This is a genomic window from Roseobacter sp. HKCCD7870 (genome assembly GCF_037830315.1).
Classification (GTDB): Bacteria; Pseudomonadota; Alphaproteobacteria; order Rhodobacterales; family Rhodobacteraceae; genus M30B80.
Genome location: NZ_JBBLYO010000001.1, coordinates 1,362,770 through 1,384,000, shown reverse-complemented (window position 1 = coordinate 1,384,000; position 21,231 = coordinate 1,362,770). Strand labels below are relative to the sequence as shown.

Here is a 21,231-nt window from a genome sequence, read left to right as displayed (position 1 = left end):
CGAAGGCGCGCGACCAAGGGTCAAAGCAGACCCGAAGGGGACAGTCAGGGTCATCCGAACATCCCCCCTGAGCGGTTGCGGGCGATGAAGGCCTCAAGGTCTGCAAAGGCAAACCGCAAGGCACTGCCCACACGAATGCAGGGCAGATCACCTCGTGCGATGAGGCGCTTAACCGAGCGCTCGGATATAGCGAGATACTCCGCCGCCTCACTGATCGTGAGCAGGCGGAAGGGTCTTGAACTGCTCATGGGCAGATCCTCCATCTAAAAGTTGAGAATGTGCGTCCGCCACATCCGCCCGCGCGCAGTGCCGCGCCATCAGGCGCGCAAGCGCCTCAAGCGTGGCACAAAGATCAGCCGAAGCGGCCTGTGCAGAAGGAGGGGTATGAGAGCACGGTTTGTTCATGCCCTGAGTGAACCACAGGTTGCCCGGACAAAAATGTTGGCGGAACCCTCTGGCAGTTTTGGATTAGCGGTGACGCTTCTCAGCAATTGCGGCGCGTATGAGCGAACGATAGCCATCATAGGCTAAATCGTTTTTGTCGATTAGTGCCAAAGTTGCGATGAGCAGCTCCTCAAAAGGAGTTGTATAGTTCACGCCGCTACTATTGTTTTCGGAACTGATGCCGGGTTTTTTGCCTGTTGCTTTTTTATAAATATCTGCTGTGGCCCGTACGAGATCGAGGAGCGGGCTTGGGTATTCGTGGCCAGGTTTATTGCCCAGCCACTTGGTTGCGCCGTTCATGGCGCTGTGCAATGCTTCTTTGTCTGCCTTTATCGACAAATCTAGATCGTTAAAGGAAAGGACAACGCCGGTCTGGCGTTTATAATGCATGGATACATAGACCTGTGTGTAAGCATCCAACGTGTGCCAACGTTCTACTAGCTTCGCAGCTGACGTGCCGCGGCGAAGCGCGTCCTTAAACCTATTCATTTCTTTGTAAGACACCCGCGCTCCAAGCCCGGCGCGGCGATCCTCAAGATCCATATCACAGTGATACCGATCAGCAGCGCGCTCAAGCTGAACCTCGTACATGCCAGATTTGCGAGGGTCAACTTTGCAGCGCGTCAAGGCGGATTGAAGGGGCGATAACGCTAGGTCCATCGGACAGAGACCTTTAGTCTGTGTTTCAAAGGTTCCAGCTTTGTTATGGCATAAAATTCCATTTTTGGTCAGTGAGATTGAGCAGCCTCATTTGTCCAGTCCAAGTGTAAAATTAGTTTATATTCAGCGCAGTTTTGGCATAATACAAAACATCAGACCTGCAAGAGGAGTTTTGGAACTCAAAGGGAGATGCGCGATGAAACGAGAGCGTGGTCACTTTTCAGGTTCGGTAGCAGTGATTGGAGGGCATGATCACGTTCATGCTCTACGTAGATTATGCGAGGAATACCCTGACATAAAATGGCAAGCCGTCGTATTGCCACCGGATTCAACTCCTTGCTTATTTTTACATGAAGATCAATCAATGCCTGAAGGTTCGTTTCGTATCCAGAATGATATAAACGAAAACACTCCTACAAAAGTTGATATAATTGGTGGACCGTTTTCTGGCATTATTTATGCCGTTGAGGAACTAATTTCTCAGGGCGGCTCCGACAAAGCGCGCATGGCATTGCCTTCAGAGACTTTAGAAGACACGCCGGGTCTAACATATCGCACTTTTTGGACTTGGGACCATTCCACGAATTGGGAGCTTTCTCAGATCGGCCAACAGGAAATAGGCGTTTTCAACCCTTATGGTAAACCACCTGGGGGCTTTCTGCGCGACTATAAACGCTGTGTCGATTTCTGCTCGAAAAACCGTATCGCTGCAATTGTTATTTATGGCTTCCTGCGAGACAGTCATGGCGGCGTTGAAGCCGCTAAGGAGTTATGCAGCTATGCCAAAGAGCGCGGCGTGCGCATTTTGCCCGGTATAGCCATTGGTTCGTATGGCGGCGTCTATTGGGAGGGGGACAATCAATATAATCTAGCCACATGGCTAAGGAAGAACCCGCAAGCTGCCGCGACGCTGGAGAAAGGCGTCGGTTTTCAGATTTGTGACCTTGCCTTCCCTCTCAACTTTCCACGTTCTGATTATACGCTTTCTGCCTGCCCCTCTGCACCTGAAACCATGGCTTGGATGGAAGAGGGCGTTAGCTGGCTCTGCGAGACTTTTGAAATAGGCGGTATAAACATCGAGGCCGGAGATTATGGTGTTTGCGGATGTTCTCGATGTGTCGCGCGCCGTGCTAATGAGAAGGAAGCCGCTCGTCGTCGTGACGTGCATGGCGATTACTGGTCGCATACGGATATGGCAGATAATTTTCCTCGTCTCTTCAATGCGGCTCGCAAAGCACGACCTGACACCTGGATATACTCGGAGATCCAATGGGACAATCTGTTAGATCCCGTTTCGTTGGAGGCGCAGCGCAGATTGCCAGTTGGCGGTATTTATCAGCACACTACCAATCGCACCTATTGGAAACGGATTTCCGCCGAGCTGACAAAAAGCTACGTTGAAGAACTTCCAATGCAGCCAAATGTGCTGCGCTGTCAATTTGCTTGCCAGTGGAACGGTGACGAACGTACGGAACGCTATGCGCTCAATGCGCCAGTCTTCGCAGAAATGGCACAATTAAGTTACCGCACCGGGATGAAGGGTCTGACTATCTGGGGTGAGCCATCGCCATGGTATGCGACGGTCGAGCTATCCTATTTGGCATTTGCCCGTTTTTCATGGGATCCTTCGCTGCAGTATGAGGAGTTTATGAGCCGTGATGTCGCGCCACTATTCGGCGGCATGGAAGCCGCAGAAAAATTCGTGATCGCCGCTAATGAAATAGATGCCAATCAGCGTCTTCCTTTAGAAAGGCTCGAGGCGCTTCAGAGAGTATGCTTGGAGCATCGTACTTCAGGTGAAGTGGGCAGGCGTTGGCTATCGCTGGAAGAAATCATTTCAAGACGGATTTACATGGGCGAATAAAAATCAACGCACTAGTTTGCTTTGAAAGCCTCTCAGAAAATCAGCAACTGTATTTATTGCGGCAGCCATATCCTCCTTACACTAAACTTTTGGCCAGTAGTGCTCCCAGAGTAGGTATTCGCCTTAAACGCCCACCGACACCAGAAGCCATAATAACCATGGATCAGAGGCCAATCATGCACTCACAATCAACTTGGCCCAGTCAGATGAGGCTGCTCAAATGTCAAAACAAATTCTGAATAAGCAGAACTTATGCAGGCCTAATCTTATCAATCATGACCGCTGCTCTCTCCCGTATGCTTTGATCTGCTGCGATACATATTGCAAGTGACTGTACGACGTCCCGAGCATGGCGCGAAAGATCTAAGTTCTCTCTTATCGCGCTAAGGACGTAGGCTTGCTCGCTATTACAGAGTTCCTGATGTCCTGGCTCATCGGGCAGGTCAATCAATTCATCACCATCTCGATGATGTAACAGCAATCTGCCAACAGCCGTGTGCCCATCGATATCCGATGACGAGCCCTTTTCGACATTGGTTATAGATACCGAGCCATTTGGGCTTACGATGTCCTTTACGAAGAACGCCGTTTCGGACATCATCGGACCCCAGCCAGCCTCGTACCAACCCACCGATCCATCGTCGAAGAACACCTGTAGCTGGCCATAATTGTACATGTCCTCTGCGATCTCATCGCTGAGCCGGAGACCCATTCCCTGTACACGTACGGGTTTAGCATCTGTCACCTGGCACATAACGTCTACGTAATGTACTCCGCAATCAACAAGCGGCGATGTCGTCTGCATGAGAGCTTTGTGCGTCTCCCATTCTGGGCCAGAAGATTGCTGATTGAGGTTCATGCGAAACACATATGGCCCGCCCAGTTTGCGCGCTTCCTCCACCATTCTTTGCCACGATGGGTGATGTCGTAGGATATACCCCACTACGAGCTTTCGGTTCAGCCGCGTTGCTGTCTCAATCACCTTTTCAGCATCCGCGACTGTGGTTGCGAGCGGCTTTTCGACGAAGACGTGGGCGCCTGCTTCGATGGCGCGAATGGCCAAGTCTGCATGACTGTCGGAATATGTTGCGATAATAACAAGATCGGGCTTAAGGGCCAAACCATCTTCAACGGAATCCAGATACGGATACTCTAAAAGTTCTTCACGTAGAGGGCGCTTCGATCGGTTCACCAATCCGATGATTTCAACACCGTCGAGTTTGTGAAGAGCCAATGCATGGCTCTGTCCCATGTTGCCAAGACCAATTACGAGTGCTCGGATCATGATAACATCCTTTCAATCATCAGTTTTTTCTTGGCGACCATCAATCAGCGAGCCGTCGCACGTCACCAACGGCTATCTCCCGACCAGTTCTTCGAGAGCGGATTGCAGCAAAAGTCAAAGCGAGCGACTTCAAGTTCTCACGGGCAGAATTTTCTGGTGTGCGATCCTCCTCTATCGCACACAGGAGTTCCCCCATCGCACCGCGAAACCCGTCGTTGAACCACTGACCTTCGAGAGCAGGTCGAGCGATGCCCTCAGAGGTTATCAGTGTAACGGATTGGTTGCCGAGGTCCGGTCCATCAGACGTAATGCTGCCTGCAGTCCCCCCGAGATACGTCGTATCGCGGGGTCCGTGGCGCATTCCTCCATCAAAGATTAGGCTCGCCTGCCCCCTATCGAAGCTGACCAGCGACTGAGCCATGAGCGGAACCTTGTTGGTTTGACCCTGGGCATAGGAGGCCGATGCGAACACTGATTTCACGCGATCGCCTACAAGCGAAGACAGGAAATCGAACCAGTGAATACCAAAGTCATAGAGAACGAGATCATCGATCTCATCGAATAGAGTGCCGGCGGTCCATCCATGGTTCCAGTGGAGAGAGAAATGTGCGGAGATTAAGTCGCCGATATGCCCGGCTCGAACAGAGTTTCGCATCCAGGCCATATGCGGCGACCATCGACCGTTCTGGTTCACGACAAGATGGACACCGTTTGCGTCTGCGAGATCAACCAACTTTTCGCCAATATCGAGATCCTCAACAAAGGGCTTCTGGCTCAGGACGTGTTTACCAGCCTTCAATGCTTCAACAATAAATGCGGCCCGGTGCTCGGTTGGAAGCGTGATATCAACGATTTCAATGCTATTGTCGGCCAGTATCTCCCGCCAATCCGTAGCGACCCGTGCCGTCGGGTAGAACTCTTTTGCCTTTTTCACTGCCTTTGAGGCGGTCCGATTCCAAAGCGCTGCGACTTCCCACCCTGCCGTTCGATATGCATCAAGGTGACTGTTCGAGATACCGCCTGTGCCAATCATGCCGATTTTAGGACGGTACGACTTGGGCGTTGGTGGGCGATATGAGACGTCCGATGGATCCATCTCGGACAATTTATCCGACCTCAGGGCATAGGTATCGGTTGTTGCGGCATCCTTACTCAATGGATCAACTCCAGGGTCTTCTTCTCAGCCGCCGAGCGGGCCGCAGTATCCACAATCCGCTGCGCAGTCAGGCAAAGCGCTGGATCCAGTGGACCCTCGATTGGGCTGCCTGCCTGAAGGCGACCCACGACGTATTCGATCGCATTGCGTTCTCCCTCTGGCAACGGGTCCACCGGGATTTCGTGCCGTTCAGGGTTGGAGCGCGTCTGAACCGTCACGTGAGAAGCGTAGTCCGGGGAGGAGATCGTGCCATCAGTGCCCACGAAGGTGAAGCCGCAGGTTGGTTGGGGCTGGATCTTCCAGGGATCAGTGAACGTGCCCCAGCGGGTTTCCAGCTTGGAGAGCCCACGTTTATAGCGACAGACGGCGATTGCATGTTGATCAACCTCAATGCCCGATGCCTCGTCGACGGTGCAGGTTACCTCCAAGGGCGCCTCGCCATTCATGAACCAAGTGCCCAACGTCGCCCCGTATCCAAGATAATCGAGCAACGAGCCACCACCTGAAGCCTTCTTGTACCACCAAGATGACGTCTTCTGGCGCTCAACCTCTTCGGGAGTGACTTCGACTTTGTCGGCGAGGTGGAAGAGCGGGCCACGGTTGCCATCGTAGAAATGAACTTCGATCAGCTCACCGATCATCCCCTCATCGATCAACCGCTTCGCGGTCACATGGCTTTCAACCCAACGTAGAGGCCAGTTGATGACCATCTGTTTACTGGTGCCTTCGATCGCCGTGATCATTCTCCGTGCGTCATCAATCGAGGCCGCGAACGGCTTCTCCACGAAGATATGAAGATCATGCGGCGCTAGGCGTTCGGTGTATTCGGCATGTTTGGCTGTCGCGGCACAGAGAAGTGCCATGTCATAAGGGCCCGCTGACATGCAGGCGTCGAAATCCGTGAAGACGCGATCCTGAGGAATACCAAAGGTCTCAACGGCCGAAGTCATCTTCTGCCGATCAGGATCGAAGATTGCCGTAATCTCTGCTCCGGGATGCTCATGCACCATTCGCAAAAGGTCGCCCATGTGCATATGGTCGAAACTGATGCCTACGACGCGGAACTTGGACATGATACGTTTCTCCTATCTGGTGTCTGTGAGCCGGACGTAGATCGCTGTGACAGCGAGAATGATGGCGCCGAAAAGGGCCGTTCGGGCGCCTTCTGGCATTTGCATCAGGGTCAGCATCGTATCCAGCACCCGAATGATCAACGCCCCGACGATGGCGCCGGCGAAGCTTCCTCGGCCTCCAAAGATTGACGTTCCGCCTATCACCGCCGCCGCCACTGACGGTAGAAGGAGCGGGTTAGCTAGGCTCAGCGATGTCTGGCGGATCATACCAAGATAGAGCAATCCGGCTAGCGCTGCGATCAGGCCTGAGAGCACGTAGAGCGCGAGGTAAACTTGCCAGGCCCGGACCCCAGAGAGTTTGGTGGCCTTCTCGTTTGAGCCTAGCGCGAAGAGAAGTCGCCCGAAGCCTGTGAAACCCATCAGCCACAGTATAAACAGCGCGAAGGGAATGAAAAGAAAGAGACCGTTGGGCAAGCCAAGGGTCTGACCGGTGCCCAGCCAAGCAAGGAACACAGGGATCTCCGAACCAGCGTTGATAACCAATCGCTGATAGACTTGCAGACAGCCTGTCGCGATCAGGCCTGTGCCAAGCGTCATGATCAAGGGATGGACTCGAACGATACCGACCCCAAAGCCATTGACGAGACCGACGAGAAGACCGGCTAAAAGCGCGATTAATATCGCAGGCGCGACGCCCCAAATCGAACTCAACGTCGCGCAGACGAAGGCGGCAACGGTTGCAACTATGCCGGTGGAAAGATCGATGCCAGCGGTCAACATGGTCAGCACCTGACACGCTGCGAGCATGGCCAACGGAATGGCAAACTTTATCAGATTTCCGACCCAGAACATCGAAACAATGCCATCCCGACCTGCGCGGTACGGGGTAACAATCCCCGGACGCATTACCTCCAAAAACGCTATAAGTAGCAAAAGAAAAAGCAGCAACGGAACAACCGGGTTGTCTTTTAAGTAGCGTCCTACACGCACCATTGCAGAATCGGTTGAAGCAAGGCTCATCTTTGGGCTCCTCGCATCATTGCGGCCGTGCCCAGCATGACAACGCCGACCATGATTACGCCTTCAATAATTGTTGTCACGTTAGGATCAACTGCAAGCAGTGTTAGGATCGTCCGAATGATCCTAAGGATGTAAACAGCGATTAACGGCCCTAACAGGCCGCCCCGACCGCCACCAAGGACGACGCCACCAAGGACAACGGCCGCGACGGATGCCAGCAGATATGGCCCGGGGACGGGTTCGCCGATGCCCGTTAAGGCAGCCAGGCTAAGACCACCGAAAGCACAGAAGACCCCACAAAGGCTGTAAGCGAGGATCTTTGTGCGCCCGATTGAAACTCCGGAGCGAAAGGCAGCTAGCTCATCCGAGCCCGTGGCATAGATCGAAAGCCCTAACTTAGAGCGGCGAATGGGCAACCAGACGACCGCGACGCATATGATCGTCACAACCAAGGCGTTCGGGATCCCGGGGACCAGGAAGCTTCCGCGGATGCTCTGCTTCAGCCAATCAGAGGCCGCTCCGCCCGGTGTTTCGAGAATTAAAAGTGCGACGCCTTCCCAGACGAAGAGCATTGCCAGTGTGACAACAATGTCGGGCACCCGGGTCAAAACGATGAGAGCGCCGTTTAGCAATCCCATCACCAGCCCAAGAGCGAGCACAATCAGGAACGCCGGCACGCCAGCCATACGCTCCATCAACACTGCCGCCGCCACGGCACATACCGCCATCATCGATGCGACAGACAAGTCTATCCCCCCAACAATGACCACAACTGCCATGCCAGCAGTTGCGAATGCGAATGGCAGCGCAGATCTTGCAATGCTCTCAAGGCCTGATACGCCAAAACTGGGCTGGATAAGCTTGGTCCCGACCAAAAGCACAGCAAGCAGCGCAGCCAGTCCAGCTACCCAAGCATTCTTTCTAATGATGTCACTCACGCCACACTCTCCCGTGATGTGAGGCCGTAGGCGGCACGCATGAGCGTTTGTTCGTCCGCGTCTTTCGCGTCGATTACTTCAACTATCTGGCCATTGAAAATCACGATCGCACGGTCACAAGCCAGCGACACCTCGTTGAGTTCAGACGTATAGAAAAGAACCGATGCCCCTTTGGCTGCAAGCTCACGCACAAGTGGATAAATCTGTCGTTTGGTCCGCACATCGATGCCGCGCGTTGGATCAAAGAGCAGAAGCGTTTCCACACCGGTCGCCAGCCAACGCCCAATTGTCACCTTCTGCTGATTGCCACCCGAAAGCCGCTGAACTTCGCCTTTAGCGCGTGTGTCAATCTGCAGCTTGTCGATAGCAAACTGCACCCTTTCCCTCTCATGGCGGAGTTTGAGAGCGCCCCAGGTCGGCAGACGGGCCGAGAATGGTAGGGCAATGTTCTCTCTGACCGAACGCTGTGCTAAAAGCGCGTCCGTACGGTTGCCGGGGACAAGCGTCAATCCCGCTGCAATGGCGTCCGCAGGGTGCTTGAAGCTCATCGACTTGCCGTTCACTTCGATCAAGCCGGCCGTTGGTGGATAGAAGCCCGCAAGAATCTCGAAGAGCTCGTCCTGGCCTTGCCCCTCGAGCGCCACGACGCCCAAAACTTCACCGGGGTAGAGATCAAATTCGATGCTGGTTACCTTTGGGGCAATCGCAAGATTTCTGACTCTGACCCGGGGATCGCCAGAATGGGCCCGCAAACCCGTTGCGATCTTCCGCTCCCCCAACTCGATTTTCTGACCGAGCATTAGTTCGACTGCACGCTCCTCAACGCCGGCTTCAATGGTCAGATCGCCGACGGTCTCTCCATCGCGCAGAACGCTAGCCGTGTCACAAAGCTCCAATATTTCGTTGAAACGATGGGAGACATAGATGACGCCCATACCTTCGTTTGCTTGCCGGCGTACGACCTTCAATACGCGCTCAACCAAGTCGGTCGGGAGCGCAGCCGTCATTTCGTCGAGCAGGAGGACATCTGGCTCAGCGGCCAAGGCCCGCGCGAGGTCGAGAATGCGCAGCGTAGCCAACGGTAGTTCGCCGATGGTGTCGGACACGTTTAGATCTGTGATTCCAAGCTCCTCGACCCACTTCCAAAACGGTTCTTTTGGTGTGTCGGTCAGACGAAGGTTATCGGTTATGTCTAAATCGGGGATCAACGACGGTTCCTGATAGACGGGAACCAGGCCAGATTTCCTGGCTATAGCAGGACTTCCAACCCGAACCTCCTCGCCACGGATCATAACCCGGCCGCTGCCGGGCTTAATAGCACCAGTGATAATCTTGATAAATGTCGATTTGCCGGCACCGTTCGCTCCCATTAGAGCAACAACCTCGCCAGCCTTCACACGCAGTCGCGCATCGGTTAGTGCATGAACTGCGCCGAAGCTCTTGGCAATGCCGGATGCGTCGAGAAGGACTGTGTCACTCATGTGTTTTTAGACATTGATTAGTTCTTTGCTGGATCCCCGCCCCTTTTTGGAGGCGAGGATCTTTTTCGTCAGGATAATCAGCTGCCACTGGGACCTTCGCAGGCGATGATCTGTTCCATCGTGTAATCGGTCCAGCCAGGCACCGTCACCGAAACCGGCCATTCAGGATCCAGGTTTGGGTTCTGTGCAGCCGTGATGGTGGCCTTGCCAGCATCGGTTACATTCTCCCAAAGCACTGGATCAACAAGGACCGTTGTCTCGGCGGGAGCTTCGCCATTCAGGATGTCAACAGCCAGCGCGATGCCCGCACCACCAACAGAGCCCGGGTTTGTCACCGCGGCACCAACGAGACCGTTGACCTCGGTCAGGTATTGAACGAAGCCGGCATTGTCCGCGCCAACGATCGGAACAAGTGGTGCACCGGATTCGACAAATGCATCCACGATTACGTTGTCGATGCCGCTGGTCCATACGCCGTCAAAAGGAATGCCGGTGGCGAGGAAGTCGAACATCTGCTGCTTGCCCTGATCCTGCTGCCAGCCAGTGAAGACCTCGTGCACAACGTTGATGTCCGGGAACTCTTCAAGGGCTCGTTTGAAACCGTTGTCACGATCCGTGTCAGCCGACACACCGGCAATGCCACGCATGTAGACGATGTCGCCAGATCCACCAACCTGTTCGAACAGCCATCTAGCACCGAGGTAGGCATACTGTTCCTGGTTGTTGGACAGGATGTATGCCCCCTCAGCAGTGACGCCGGCGTCAACCGCAACGACCACGATATCCTGCGCCATTGCCGCCTCAAGAGCGGAGTTCAGCGCATCGGGGTTCGATGGGTTCAGCACAATAGCGTCGACACCGGCCTCGATAAGGTTGTTCAAGTCTTCAAGTTGTCCAGCGCTGTCGGTATTACGATGAGCGACGATGATGTTGCCCACGTCCCCTTCCACCAGTGCCTGAGCCCGCATGGCGCAAATCATCTGCTCACGCCATCCGTTGCCCTGAACGGTATTCGATATGCCGATGGTATAGCTTTTGTGCGCATTCGCAAAGGAAGCGGTCCCCATTGAGGTGGCAACCGCGAGTGCCGTAGCTCCGAGTAGTAGTCTCTTCATTTGGATATACCTCCTAGTTTTAGAATTTGGATGATACGGGGCATTTTTGCCCTTCTATTTGATGAATGGTTGCAGAACGTCGCGTGCCAAGAGAAAGCCCCGCTTTATCTTTTCGTCGGTGCCCTCGAAGAGCCTGTCTTCGTGTTCGATGATAATTGGACCATCATAGCCCACGCGATAGAGGCTGGAGAAAAAGTCAGGCCAAACGACATCGCCGAGCCCGCAAAGCCTCGGTACTTGCCAGCCCATGCCGGCTGACAGGATCCCACGCTCATAGAGCCCGTCGCGGTCGATCATCAAATCTTTCGCGTGTACATGGGCCATGTGCGGCCCGAACTCCTTGATGAACCGGTTTTGGTCGATGAATTGCAGGATCAGATGCGAGGGGTCGAAGTTCATACCGACCGCATCGCCCCATTCTTCGAAAATCCGGCGCCAGATCATAGGCGAATAGGCGATGTTATGGCCGCCGGGCCATTCGTCATAGCTGAAGATCATCGGGCAGTTTTCGAAGCAGAGCTTTACCCCTGAATCCTTTGCATGTGCGACGATAGGTGCGAAGATCTCCCGGGCACGACTCCAGTTCTCATCGACGTTCAGCGTCCGGTCGCCGCCAACGAATGTATTGACGATGGACAACCCCATGGAGCTGGCTCCGGTAATGACTTTCTTGAGATGCCCGATGACATCCTCGCGATGGGCTTCATCTGGGTGAAGCGGGTTGGGGTAATAGCCCAGCCCTGAAATCGACACACCATGCTCCGCTAAGCCACCGATGATATCCTGGCCTTGGTCCGCGCTCAGCCCATCGACATTGATATGGCTTGTCCCGGCATAACGGCGATTTTTGCCACCAAGCGAAGGCCAGCACGCAACCTCCAGCGAGGAAAATCCGTTCGCCCCTGCCCACGCAGCCACGTCTTGCAGCTTGGTGTCTTCAAATGGAGCCGTCAAAAGTCCAAGTTGCATCGTCTTCTCCTCAGATCTCGCCCAATTCTACCCAGCGGCCCTCGCGCGAAGATTTCAGAACCGCGTCGCAGAACAACATCTCATAGTGCCCGTCTTCAAAGGTCGCCCAAGTGCTGTTCGCGCCGCGTGCGCCCCGTGCGACGTCTGAATAAACAGCGCGAAAGAAATTAAAAAAGCTGTCGGCAAATCCTTCGACATGTCCCGGTGGCAGCATTGCTGCAGCTGTGCCAACTGGGTTCATCAGCGTAAAATCTCTCATTAGTGTTTGGTTCGGCGCGTCGCGGTGACCGATAAACAAGTGGTCGGGTGTCTCGCTATCCCATGCTGCGCTGCTGACGCTGCCGGCGATATCCCACTGCAAGGAGTTTTTGCGGCCTACATTAACCTGAGAGGTGCTCATGACGCCCCGAGATCCATTCTCGTAACGAAGCATGATCATCGACGCGTCATCTGTATCGATTGCTACGGGTTCTGCCACGCCCCCGCCGCTGGAGAAGGTTTCAACCGGCCCCGTTGGGCGCTGCCGCTCTGGCAGAAAGGTGACGAGTTCGGCCATCACTGCCTGCACCTTCATCCCGGTAATAAAGCTCGTGAGGTCCACCCAATGCGTGCCGATATCCCCAACCGAGCGCAGCGCACCACCGACCTCGGATTGCAGTCGCCAGTTCCAATCGGTGTCCTTTGCCAGCCAATCCTGATGATAGCGACCTGAAACAAACCGGACATCCCCAAGTTCACCAGATTGAACCATGCCATGGGCCTGCTGGTTCAGTGGGTAAAAGCGGATGTTGTAGCACACAGCGCAGATTTTTCCCGAAGCTCTAGCCAGTTTGACCATCTCCGCGGATTGCTCGCTTGTCATGGCGAGCGGCTTCTCGCAGACAACATGCTTGCCAGCGGCAATAATGGCCTTCACTTGAGGGTAATGAGCGTAGTTTGGCGTCGTGACATGGACAACGTCAACAGCATCATCGGCCAAAAGTTCATCAAGCGACGCATAGGCGTGAGCGACTCCGATGTTTGCAGCGCGTTCAGCTCCGCGTTCAGCCGATGAGCCAAGAACGCCGCGCACTTGCACGCCGAGGCGGCGCAAAGCGTGTACGTGGACCGTTCCAATGAAACCAGTACCAATAACGGCGGCGGCGACCTCGGAGAATTTGGTTCCTGATCTGTCAGACAACCGAGTACCCTCCGTCTACAGGAATGCATGCGCCGGTGATAAAGCCTGCCGCTTTGGAAGCGAGAAAGAGTGCCGTTCCTGAGATGTCTTCTGGCTGTCCCCATCGCAATAGCGGCGTGCGCTCTTCAACCTTCGCCGTGAAGGCGGGGTCTTGCCGCGCCCTCGCCGATTGCTCGGTCACAATGAACCCTGGTGCGATGGCATTTACGCGAATACCATCTTCCGCCCAGGCGATTGCAAGCGATTTAGTGAGCTGCTCAATACCGGCTTTCGATGCGCCATAGGCGGGGTTTCTTGGCGACCCGAAGCGCGCATACATAGAGGCAACATTGATGACGCTCCCAGCTGCGGCTGACAGGCTTGGATGCATCGCCAATGCACAGCGGAACGACCCGGTGAGATTGACGTCCAGTACATGTGAAAAGAACGATGGCTCCATTTCTGCGCCGCGTTTCGTAATTGCTGCACAGTTGACCAGAACGTCGATTCGGGGGCGCTTCTCAGCGAACGCTGCAACAGCATCCACGTCGGTAACATTCAGCCGCGTGTAGCAAAATCGCTCAGCATCTTCGGGCAAGCAATCTGGTTCTGCCCCAGTGATTTCGACGTGGGCACCTGCGTCCTGAAATGCGCGCGCTATCGCAGCGCCAATACCGCCGCGGCTGGCACCGATGACCACAACTTGGGCATCTGAAAAATCGTAATTCGACTCTCTGTTCACCGCAGCAGTACCATTTGACGACACCTCGCACACAGCATCAACTCAAGGCTTCAGACACCGCCGTTTGGCGGCTTGAAATGGATTTCATATTTTATGTTTTTTATCTTTTAATTGTATGAAATCGATTTCATGATCGACAGGAGTATAGATTCGAGTCAACCCGTCATTTGCGATGTATGTTGGAAAACCATGATCACCAAGACAGCAACGATTCAGGACGTTGCCCGAGCCGCAAAAGTATCAGCGTCGACTGTAAGCCGGGTGCTCACCAATCCGAGTCTCGTTTCTGAGCCGACGCGCGAAGTGGTGCATGTCGCTATTCGCTCAACCGGATACCGGGTTAATCAAGCCGCGCGAAATCTGCGAACGCAGCGAGCAAGTGCTGTGCTCGTGTTGGTGCCTAATCTCGGAAAACCATTCTATTCGGGAATCCTTGCGGGCATCAGCGAGGAGTTTGCCGGTTCAGGCTATGCAGTCTTGATTACGGACACAGAAAGTGACCCCATCCAAGACTCGGCTTTTGCCGGCTACTTCCTTGATGGTCGGATTGATGGTGCGATTTCTCTGGATGGTCACCTATCGTCGAATGCCCTGCAGGAATGCGTCGACCTTGGTATGAGTGAGCGCATCGTCTTTTTGTGCGAATGGGTCGAAGGACAAGCATTTCCTGTAATCTCCAGTGACAATGCTCAAGGCGCTCGCCTTGCCATTCGTCATCTGCATGAGCTGGGTCACCGAAAAATCGCGCACATAACAGGGCCGGAAGGAAATGTCCTGACCACGGCGCGAAGAAAAGGAATGGTGTCAGAGCGGTCAAAGTTGGGGCTTCCGGCGCGCCCAGAATGGATCATACGTGGTGATTTCTCGCTTGAGTCGGGGCACGACGCTGCAGCCAAGATTTTGGAGATGGAAGACAGGCCAACGGCAGTTTTCTGTTCGGCCGACATGGTTGCTTTCGGTTTAATCTCAGGCCTTCAGGCAGCTGGCTTGCGCGTACCGGAAGACATCTCCGTTGTCGGTTTCGACGACATCGAGATGTCCGAGTTCTATGTCCCAGCACTGACAACCATTCGTCAGGATCGTCACAAGTTGGGTCGCAAAGCCGCAGAGGTCCTTTTAGCACGACTTGTTCCAGGGGCTGATTCACCTCGAATCGAAGATCCGTTGCCTGTGGAATTGGTGGTTCGTTCCAGTACTGCACCGCCACCAACTTAGGGAGGTGCGCCCGCGATCCATTGCTCCATATCTATGGAAGCTCCGGTCAAAGGCGCAGAAATTGGATCCAGCAAGTACACTGCGAGTCGCGATGCCTCAGTGGGCGACAAAAGCCGCCCCAAGGGAAGAGACGCGCCTGCTCGTGCCGCCCAGTCATCGCCTTGCTTTAAAACCTCCGACTGTAGACGGTCTTCTGCGTCCGTTAGGGTCCAGCCAAGGTTGATTCCATTCACCCGGATCCCATCGCCCAAATGCGCGTTGGCTGCATTCTTGGTCAGCGTTTGTATAGCACCTTTTGATGCCGCATAGATGGCGAGGTCGGGATGGCCGCAGTGCGCGTTCATGGATTGGATGTTCACGATAGCGCCCGCAGCCTTACGTTCCAGCATGTTCATTATTGCTTGTTGCATCAGAAGAAACGTTGAGCGCGCATTTATTGCGAACACATCGTCCCAGACGCCTGTCGTGCCGTCCACAAAACTCGCTCGCGTTGTTACACCTGCTGCATTCACGAGCCCATCAATCCGACCAAAACGCGCAATAGCTCGATCCGCGATATTAGCACTTGCCACCGGCTCTTTCAGATCTGCCACAACTGTCTCAACATGGGCGTCGCACTTAAGCCTTTCCGCAGTTTCACTAAGGCCGTCCGCATCGATATCACTTAAACAAAATCCTCGAACGCCTCGTGCCACCGCGAGTTCGGCAATCGATCGCCCGATGCCGCTGGCCGCCCCTGTGACGACCAGAACCATATCTTCAAGCCTTGCTGTCATGCATCCTTTCGATGGGGGGCGTTCCCTTTACTGTTAACGTTACTGGGCTCAATGCTATGCGGCCGCAAGTGTATCCAACGCCGCGTTCCGAGCCTCAAGGTGTGAAGTTTTCGTACCCTCAAAAAAATCTTTTTATTCCAAGGCGATCTAATATCTCATATTATTGCTTTCAGTCGGATTTCGCAACGAAGCATCGAACAAGGACTGCTTGATGACGAGAAAACTTCCAACTGTTGCAGACCTTCAGGCCTGTAAGGGTCAGAGACAACTGACCATGCTTCGCTATTTCAGCCTGGAAGAAGCAGCCGCTGCCGAAGCGGCCGAGATCGACATCGCCTCTGTTCCGGACGAAATCTTGTTTCACCCAGATTATCGCAATGCCGCACCGTCTGTCTTTTCGATGACTGGACAAACACACACAGAGTGTGGCTCTCCAGATGCGTACCTTCGGTGGTGCAACCAAGCGCTCGAACGGGGCGCAGATGCGCTTTATTGCTCCGGTTCACTCGCGACGGTCGAGATGCTAGCGCGTGAATACGTGCCGATTGTAGGACATGTCGGGCTGGTTCCAGCCCGCGCCACGTGGACCGGAGGCTTTCGAGCCGTCGGGAAGACGGCCGACACTGCCATGCGGCTCTATCAAGAGGTTAAGGCTTATGAATCCGCGGGTGCATTCGCAATCGAGCTCGAGGTTGTGCCCGAAGAAGTCGCAACCGAGATCTCCAAGCGTGTCAACATCCTCGTTTGGTCCATGGGCGCAGGCTCTGGCTGCGACGCACAGTATCTCTTTTCCAACGATATCCTAGGCTATACGGAAGGACACATTCCTCGACACGCCAAAGTTTATCGGAACTTTCGCGCCGAATATGATCGTCTACAAAATGAACGAATTGCCGCGTTCCGCGAGTTTGTTTCAGACGTCAAGGACCGGTCGTTTCCACAATCCGAACACGTAGTGAAGATGGCGCCAAATGAGCTCGAGGCCTTCAAGGAACAATTGGACGCCAAATCGTAACCTCTGGAGTTTTCGCGCAATGATCGAATTGATGGCTGAAGGTATCAGTCTCCGTTTTGATCCAAGGATTGGCCAGATTGTCGACTTCACCGTAACAGACGGTGGCCAGTCAATTTCTCCACTCCACAAAGCTCCATGGGTGGACTCTGAAGAGGAGTTTCCTGATGGGGTACCCCCTCATCTCAAGACACTCGGGGGGGACTTCTTTTGTGCGCCCTTCGGTCAGGAAACCGAAGATATGCCGCTTCATGGCTGGCCAGCTAACTCAGAGTGGCTCATAGACTTCCAGACTATGAACCGATTGTGCGCACGGCTGAAGAAAAGTGTGAACGGAGCAAAACTCACCAAGGAAATCGAACTCCGCGACGGGCATCCGTTTGTCTACCAGCGCCACACATTTACGGGTTTGACCCTAGACGTTCCATTTTCGAACCACGCCAACGTTTCGCTTCCAAATGGCGGGATCATTAGCACCTCGCGGAAACGCGAATGGCGGACGCCTTATTGGCCTGTCGAAATTGATCCGATACGAGGCCGCTCAGGGCTGAGTTATCCGGGCCAATCGTTCGACCCTAGAAATTTTCCCGCCCTTAAGGGTACCGCCGATCTCACGCACTATCCATGGTTCCCGTGTCATGAAGATTTTGTCGTCGGAATTGAGGCTTACGACCACGAGCTGGGCTGGACTGCGGTAACGAGACCGGTTGAAGGCGATCTTTTTTTGTCACTTCGTGCAACGAAAGCTATGCCGATGACAATGCTATGGCACTCCAACGGTGGCCGTGACTATGCGCCATGGTCTGGAAGGCATTTTGGTTGCCTTGGTGTCGAAGAAGGTTGGGCGCCACATATTCTTGGAAGGGATTTCGGTGTAAACGCACCGTTTTCAGGTTCTCAAGGTTCCATTTTCAGCGTTTGTCATGTCATTGGGGCAGTAAGTTGGCCAAGCCAAGAAGCCGTCGATACGATTTCGCTGTCAAATTCCAAGCTGGCTGTAAAGGGCGAACTCGGCGCATTGAATACCGTCGCTCTGTCGACAGAACGGTTGATGAAGGAAGTGGACGCCGGTGCTTAGGTGTTAATTACAGGCAGCGCGATTTGGGGCGAATGCCCCACTTTTCGGCGCTGTTGGCGCGACTGGACGAGGAAAGTAAATGAAGATCCTTATTTTGGAAGATGCGCAGGCTGTGACTTTGAGGGCAGCTGATATAGTGTCGGCGCAAATCCGAACGCTTCCAAATGCGGTTTTAGGTTTGGCAACTGGGGGCACGATGATGCCGCTCTATAATGAACTCGTGCGTCGGAATCATGCGGGCGAGTTTTCTTTGGCGGGGATCAGCACCTTCAACCTTGATGAGTACGTGGGCCTTCCACCCGACCATCCTGGTTCTTACCACCAGACCATGCTCGACGCCCTATTCAAGCATACCGACATCCGTGCTGAAGCCACCCATCTGCCGCGCGGCGATGCCTCTGACCCTTGTGTTGAGGCGCAACGCTATGAGGCTTGCATTGCTAAAGCAGGTGGGATCGATTTGCAGCTATTGGGGATAGGTGCAAATGGGCATATCGGTTTCAACGAACCGACATCCAGTCTTGGTTCGCGCACACGGGTCAAGACCCTGACTGAGGCCACACGCGACGCCAACCAACAGTTTTTTAATTCGCAGAATCTTGTCCCACGCTATGCAATTACGATGGGTATCGCGACCATACTGGAGGCGCGCACTTGTCTACTTTTGGCGACCGGTAGGGCCAAAGCCGCTGCCGTAGCCGCGATGGTCGAGGGGCCCGTCAGCGCCGCCTGTCCGGCGTCCGCCCTGCAAATGCATCCCAAGGTCACCGTCGTACTTGATCACGGAGCAGCAAGCGAGCTGCAAATGACAGATTACTACCATCAGGTCCATCCTAACGGAGACGATTTTGCCAGTCCTTAATCGGTGCTGTCACACTGATTTGTCACATAATCCTCATACCCAAATGAGCAGCCTCATTTGACCGGTCCAAATTTATAGTTAGTGCATATTTGGCCTCTGATCCATTTGTATGATGGCTTCAGAAGCGGGTGGGCGATAGCCCAATGCACTGTGCGGTCTCTTTGTGTGGTGCTGTCAGACGAATGCGAACTCGTCTCTGTTTAGCCAAAGTAGTGGTTCTGTTATCCTGCAAGAAGACCGCGCCACTCGATTAGAGCGGCGGTGCGGCTTTGTTTGAAATGAGCACGGTGTATGTGACTACGATCCTGATTGAAGTGGTTAAAGACGGAAGCGTGAACGGAGGCAAATTTCTGCAAACTTCGCATTTGCCTGAACCGCTGCATCGCGCGCTCCTTTCGTCGGAATGGTTGGTGTGAGTTCTCTGCCCTATTGTTTAACCAACGTCCTGTTTCTTGTTTGTCCGGGCAGCCCAATTCCCTCAAGGCGGTGCCATAGGACCTTAATCGATCCGTCACGATCTTTTCCGCACGGCCATATCGTTTCATCAATGCTTTAAGCATTTTCAATGCAGCGTCTTTGTTTCTACGCTTTGTTACAACCCTTTCTAGCACCTCACCTTCCGCATCCACTGCACGCCACAGGTAATGGCGTTCACCGTTGATTTTTACGAAGACTTCATCCACGTGCCACTCCCACTTGGAGTAAGCCCGCAGTTGCTGAATGCGTTTTTGTTTGATCTCAGCTGCCATCAACGGACCAAATCTGTTCCACCAGAACCGAACTGTTTCGTGGCTGATGTCGATCCCCCTCTCGTGCAGAAGATCCTCTACATTCCTCAAGGAAAGTGGAAACCGGATATACATCATCACCGCAAGGCGGATGATCTCGGGGCTCGTCTTAAAATAACGAAAGGGGCTGCGCTTTGTCATGGCGTTGAACCTAGAGTGAGGCCCCCTACCACTCAAGGGTGGTTTAATCTGACAATGTCTTGGAGCATCGTACTTCAGGTGAAGTGGGCAGGCGTTGGCTATCGCTGGAAGAAACAATTTCAAGACGGATTTACATGGGGGAATAAAAATCAACGCACTAGTTGGCCTTGAAAGCCTTTCAGAAAATCTGCAACTGTATTTATTGAGGCAGCCATATCCTCCTCTGTAACAGATTCAAGTGGTGTGTGACTCCTACCTTCTTTGCAGCGGACAAATAGCATTGCGATTGGGCATAAATCAGCCATAGCCGAGGCATCATGTGTGGCGCCAGACGGTAGGTTTAGTGTGTTCGAACAATAATTAAGAGTGGCCGCTTTCAAGGAAAGCGAAAGACCTTCGTCACATAAAACTGCCGGCTGTGAGTAAGTGCATTTTATAGTTCCGCTAACATCATATTTTTGACTGACAATACTTATCAAATTTTGAGCTTTGCTTTGAACTTCTCGCCGCTGTTGATCGTCAAGTGCTCTGATTTCCAGGGTCAACGCTACTTTATCGGGGATCGCATTAACAATATCAGGCCATAACTGTAGACTTCCGACCGTGGTGCGCACTTGCTCTTGCATCATTGCATTATGGTTCACTGCAACAATGAACTCGCTAGCAGCTAACAAAGCGTCACGTCTGCTAGACATAGGTACAGTACCTGCATGTCCAGTTTCTCCAACAAAAGTAACTTCATGTCTCTCTATTCCGCAAATTCCAGATACCACACCTAAAGCTGAATTTTGATTTTCTAAAATTGGACCTTGTTCAATGTGAACCTCAAGATATCCGAGGATGTTTTGTGATTTGCGTTTGAGAGCAAGAAGCTTTTCGGGCTTGCCGCCAAATTCGGCCAATGCATTTCGCAGCGACACACCATCGCGGTCTTTTAAATCAAGATCTTTTGGATCGAATGTTCCAGCCAAAGACCGCGGGCCCATTAATGCTGTCGGAAAACGTACACCCTCCTCATCAGCAAAGGCCAATACCTCAACCGTGAATGGGAGATTTATGCCTTCAGTTTTAAGCTTTTCGAGTGCGAGGCAGCCGAGGACAATGCCCATGATGCCATCATATCGGCCACCATCTCTAACACTGTCTTGATGAGATCCGATGAGAAAAGTTCGCGCTTCAGGGCTTCCTTGTGTTTGGCCAATAAGAGTTCCCGCTGCATCCATGGAGACTGACAGGTTGGCTTGTTCCATCCAACCCTTGATGACGCCGATAGCAAGTTCGTGTTCTTTGGTGAAAGGAAACCTGGTAACGCCGGCCGAAGGTAGGCTGCATTTTGCGATTTCGTTTAAGCGCTGTTGCGCAATTTTTCCCCAGTCCATAGCCACTCACAATTTATCATGATAAATATTGTGCTACACATAGATAACGGGCCTGTCTATACATTGCAGTGATA

Annotated in this window: 20 protein-coding genes; 5 read left to right on the top strand and 15 right to left on the bottom strand. The window is 53.4% G+C overall.

The features are described from left to right. Positions 1-50: 50 nt before the first annotated feature. Together AAC637_RS06925 and AAC637_RS06920 are read right to left on the bottom strand one after the other, a co-directional pair. Positions 51-248, bottom strand: a complete 198-nt coding sequence (locus AAC637_RS06925) for a helix-turn-helix domain-containing protein (protein WP_340302888.1) — start codon at positions 246-248, stop codon at positions 51-53. 220 nt (positions 249-468) lie between these two features. After that, positions 469-1,035 (bottom strand): hypothetical protein, encoded by a 567-nt coding sequence (locus tag AAC637_RS06920; protein ID WP_340302887.1) that lies wholly within the window; start codon positions 1,033-1,035, stop codon positions 469-471. 265 nt (positions 1,036-1,300) lie between these two features. Between AAC637_RS06920 and AAC637_RS06915 the strand changes: the two genes are divergently transcribed. Continuing rightward, positions 1,301-2,968: a hypothetical protein gene (locus AAC637_RS06915; protein WP_340302886.1), complete on the top strand. Its 1,668-nt coding sequence runs from the start codon at positions 1,301-1,303 to the stop codon at positions 2,966-2,968. A gap of 250 nt (positions 2,969-3,218) precedes the next feature. Here the strand turns inward: AAC637_RS06915 and AAC637_RS06910 are convergent, their stop codons facing one another. The 10 genes from AAC637_RS06910 to AAC637_RS06865 form a co-directional block, all read right to left on the bottom strand. Next, entirely contained in the window at positions 3,219-4,253 is a 1,035-nt protein-coding gene (locus tag AAC637_RS06910) for a Gfo/Idh/MocA family protein (protein ID WP_340302885.1), read from the bottom strand. 40 nt (positions 4,254-4,293) lie between these two features. After that, entirely contained in the window at positions 4,294-5,409 is a 1,116-nt protein-coding gene (locus tag AAC637_RS06905) for a Gfo/Idh/MocA family protein (RefSeq protein WP_340302884.1), read from the bottom strand. Beyond that, positions 5,406-6,482, bottom strand: a complete 1,077-nt coding sequence (locus AAC637_RS06900) for a Gfo/Idh/MocA family protein (protein ID WP_340302883.1) — start codon at positions 6,480-6,482, stop codon at positions 5,406-5,408. Before AAC637_RS06900 ends, AAC637_RS06905 begins: the two co-directional genes overlap by 4 nt. A gap of 12 nt (positions 6,483-6,494) precedes the next feature. Then, on the bottom strand, positions 6,495-7,502 hold the full coding sequence (locus AAC637_RS06895; protein WP_340302882.1) for an ABC transporter permease: 1,008 nt from the start codon (positions 7,500-7,502) through the stop codon (positions 6,495-6,497). Further along, the gene (locus tag AAC637_RS06890) at positions 7,499-8,440 is read right to left on the bottom strand and encodes an ABC transporter permease (protein ID WP_340302881.1); all 942 of its coding nucleotides are present in this window, start codon (positions 8,438-8,440) and stop codon (positions 7,499-7,501) included. Before AAC637_RS06890 ends, AAC637_RS06895 begins: the two co-directional genes overlap by 4 nt. Next, positions 8,437-9,921, bottom strand: coding sequence for a sugar ABC transporter ATP-binding protein (locus AAC637_RS06885; protein WP_340302880.1), 1,485 nt, complete (start codon positions 9,919-9,921; stop codon positions 8,437-8,439). Before AAC637_RS06885 ends, AAC637_RS06890 begins: the two co-directional genes overlap by 4 nt. 77 nt (positions 9,922-9,998) lie before the next feature. Further along, a complete protein-coding gene (locus tag AAC637_RS06880) occupies positions 9,999-10,988 on the bottom strand; it encodes an ABC transporter substrate-binding protein (protein WP_340302879.1) in 990 nt (329 codons plus the stop codon). Positions 10,989-11,090: 102 nt separating this feature from the next. Beyond that, positions 11,091-12,005: a sugar phosphate isomerase/epimerase family protein gene (locus tag AAC637_RS06875; RefSeq protein WP_340302878.1), complete on the bottom strand. Its 915-nt coding sequence runs from the start codon at positions 12,003-12,005 to the stop codon at positions 11,091-11,093. 10 nt (positions 12,006-12,015) lie between these two features. Next, positions 12,016-13,185, bottom strand: coding sequence for a Gfo/Idh/MocA family protein (locus AAC637_RS06870; protein ID WP_340302877.1), 1,170 nt, complete (start codon positions 13,183-13,185; stop codon positions 12,016-12,018). Next, the gene (locus tag AAC637_RS06865) at positions 13,178-13,906 is read right to left on the bottom strand and encodes an SDR family NAD(P)-dependent oxidoreductase (protein WP_340302876.1); all 729 of its coding nucleotides are present in this window, start codon (positions 13,904-13,906) and stop codon (positions 13,178-13,180) included. Before AAC637_RS06865 ends, AAC637_RS06870 begins: the two co-directional genes overlap by 8 nt. Positions 13,907-14,095: 189 nt before the next feature. On the opposite strand from AAC637_RS06865, the gene AAC637_RS06860 reads away from it, so the two are divergent. Continuing rightward, positions 14,096-15,121, top strand: a complete 1,026-nt coding sequence (locus tag AAC637_RS06860; protein ID WP_340302875.1) for a LacI family DNA-binding transcriptional regulator — start codon at positions 14,096-14,098, stop codon at positions 15,119-15,121. Here AAC637_RS06860 and AAC637_RS06855 read toward each other — a convergent pair. Continuing rightward, on the bottom strand, positions 15,118-15,897 hold the full coding sequence (locus AAC637_RS06855; RefSeq protein ID WP_340302874.1) for an oxidoreductase: 780 nt from the start codon (positions 15,895-15,897) through the stop codon (positions 15,118-15,120). The two genes, AAC637_RS06860 and AAC637_RS06855, sit on opposite strands and share 4 nt — an antisense overlap. Positions 15,898-16,108: 211 nt before the next feature. On the opposite strand from AAC637_RS06855, the gene AAC637_RS06850 reads away from it, so the two are divergent. The 3 genes from AAC637_RS06850 to nagB all read left to right on the top strand — a co-directional run bounded on the left by AAC637_RS06850 (position 16,109) and on the right by nagB (position 18,849). Then, on the top strand, positions 16,109-16,912 hold the full coding sequence (locus tag AAC637_RS06850) for a 3-methyl-2-oxobutanoate hydroxymethyltransferase (protein WP_340302873.1): 804 nt from the start codon (positions 16,109-16,111) through the stop codon (positions 16,910-16,912). Positions 16,913-16,931: 19 nt separating this feature from the next. After that, positions 16,932-17,987 carry a hypothetical protein gene (locus AAC637_RS06845; protein WP_340302872.1) on the top strand — a complete coding sequence of 352 codons (1,056 nt, stop codon included), beginning with the start codon at positions 16,932-16,934 and terminating at the stop codon, positions 17,985-17,987. 79 nt (positions 17,988-18,066) lie between these two features. Further along, positions 18,067-18,849 (top strand): glucosamine-6-phosphate deaminase, encoded by a 783-nt coding sequence (gene nagB / locus AAC637_RS06840; RefSeq protein ID WP_340302871.1) that lies wholly within the window; start codon positions 18,067-18,069, stop codon positions 18,847-18,849. 221 nt (positions 18,850-19,070) lie between these two features. Here nagB and AAC637_RS06835 read toward each other — a convergent pair whose 3' ends face one another. Continuing rightward, positions 19,071-19,778, bottom strand: coding sequence for an IS6 family transposase (locus tag AAC637_RS06835; protein WP_340302870.1), 708 nt, complete (start codon positions 19,776-19,778; stop codon positions 19,071-19,073). A gap of 149 nt (positions 19,779-19,927) precedes the next feature. Continuing rightward, positions 19,928-21,157: a M20 family metallo-hydrolase gene (locus AAC637_RS06830; RefSeq protein WP_340302869.1), complete on the bottom strand. Its 1,230-nt coding sequence runs from the start codon at positions 21,155-21,157 to the stop codon at positions 19,928-19,930. Positions 21,158-21,231 lie beyond the last annotated feature (74 nt).

What these genes read in the sequence shown, in the direction of transcription:
- AAC637_RS06925 (WP_340302888.1), bottom strand. Translation starts at nt 248, where the DNA reads ATGAGCAGTTCAAGACCCTTCCGCCTGCTCACGATCAGTGAGGCGGCG.
- AAC637_RS06920 (WP_340302887.1), bottom strand. Translation starts at nt 1,035, where the DNA reads ATGTACGAGGTTCAGCTTGAGCGCGCTGCTGATCGGTATCACTGTGAT.
- AAC637_RS06915 (WP_340302886.1), top strand. Translation starts at nt 1,301, where the DNA reads ATGAAACGAGAGCGTGGTCACTTTTCAGGTTCGGTAGCAGTGATTGGA.
- AAC637_RS06910 (WP_340302885.1), bottom strand. Translation starts at nt 4,253, where the DNA reads ATGATCCGAGCACTCGTAATTGGTCTTGGCAACATGGGACAGAGCCAT.
- AAC637_RS06900 (WP_340302883.1), bottom strand. Translation starts at nt 6,482, where the DNA reads ATGTCCAAGTTCCGCGTCGTAGGCATCAGTTTCGACCATATGCACATG.
- AAC637_RS06895 (WP_340302882.1), bottom strand. Translation starts at nt 7,502, where the DNA reads ATGAGCCTTGCTTCAACCGATTCTGCAATGGTGCGTGTAGGACGCTAC.
- AAC637_RS06885 (WP_340302880.1), bottom strand. Translation starts at nt 9,921, where the DNA reads ATGAGTGACACAGTCCTTCTCGACGCATCCGGCATTGCCAAGAGCTTC.
- AAC637_RS06880 (WP_340302879.1), bottom strand. Translation starts at nt 10,988, where the DNA reads ATGGGGACCGCTTCCTTTGCGAATGCGCACAAAAGCTATACCATCGGC.
- AAC637_RS06875 (WP_340302878.1), bottom strand. Translation starts at nt 12,005, where the DNA reads ATGCAACTTGGACTTTTGACGGCTCCATTTGAAGACACCAAGCTGCAA.
- AAC637_RS06860 (WP_340302875.1), top strand. Translation starts at nt 14,096, where the DNA reads ATGATCACCAAGACAGCAACGATTCAGGACGTTGCCCGAGCCGCAAAA.
- AAC637_RS06855 (WP_340302874.1), bottom strand. Translation starts at nt 15,897, where the DNA reads ATGACAGCAAGGCTTGAAGATATGGTTCTGGTCGTCACAGGGGCGGCC.
- AAC637_RS06850 (WP_340302873.1), top strand. Translation starts at nt 16,109, where the DNA reads ATGACGAGAAAACTTCCAACTGTTGCAGACCTTCAGGCCTGTAAGGGT.
- AAC637_RS06845 (WP_340302872.1), top strand. Translation starts at nt 16,932, where the DNA reads ATGATCGAATTGATGGCTGAAGGTATCAGTCTCCGTTTTGATCCAAGG.
- nagB (WP_340302871.1), top strand. Translation starts at nt 18,067, where the DNA reads ATGAAGATCCTTATTTTGGAAGATGCGCAGGCTGTGACTTTGAGGGCA.
- AAC637_RS06835 (WP_340302870.1), bottom strand. Translation starts at nt 19,778, where the DNA reads ATGACAAAGCGCAGCCCCTTTCGTTATTTTAAGACGAGCCCCGAGATC.
- AAC637_RS06830 (WP_340302869.1), bottom strand. Translation starts at nt 21,157, where the DNA reads ATGGACTGGGGAAAAATTGCGCAACAGCGCTTAAACGAAATCGCAAAA.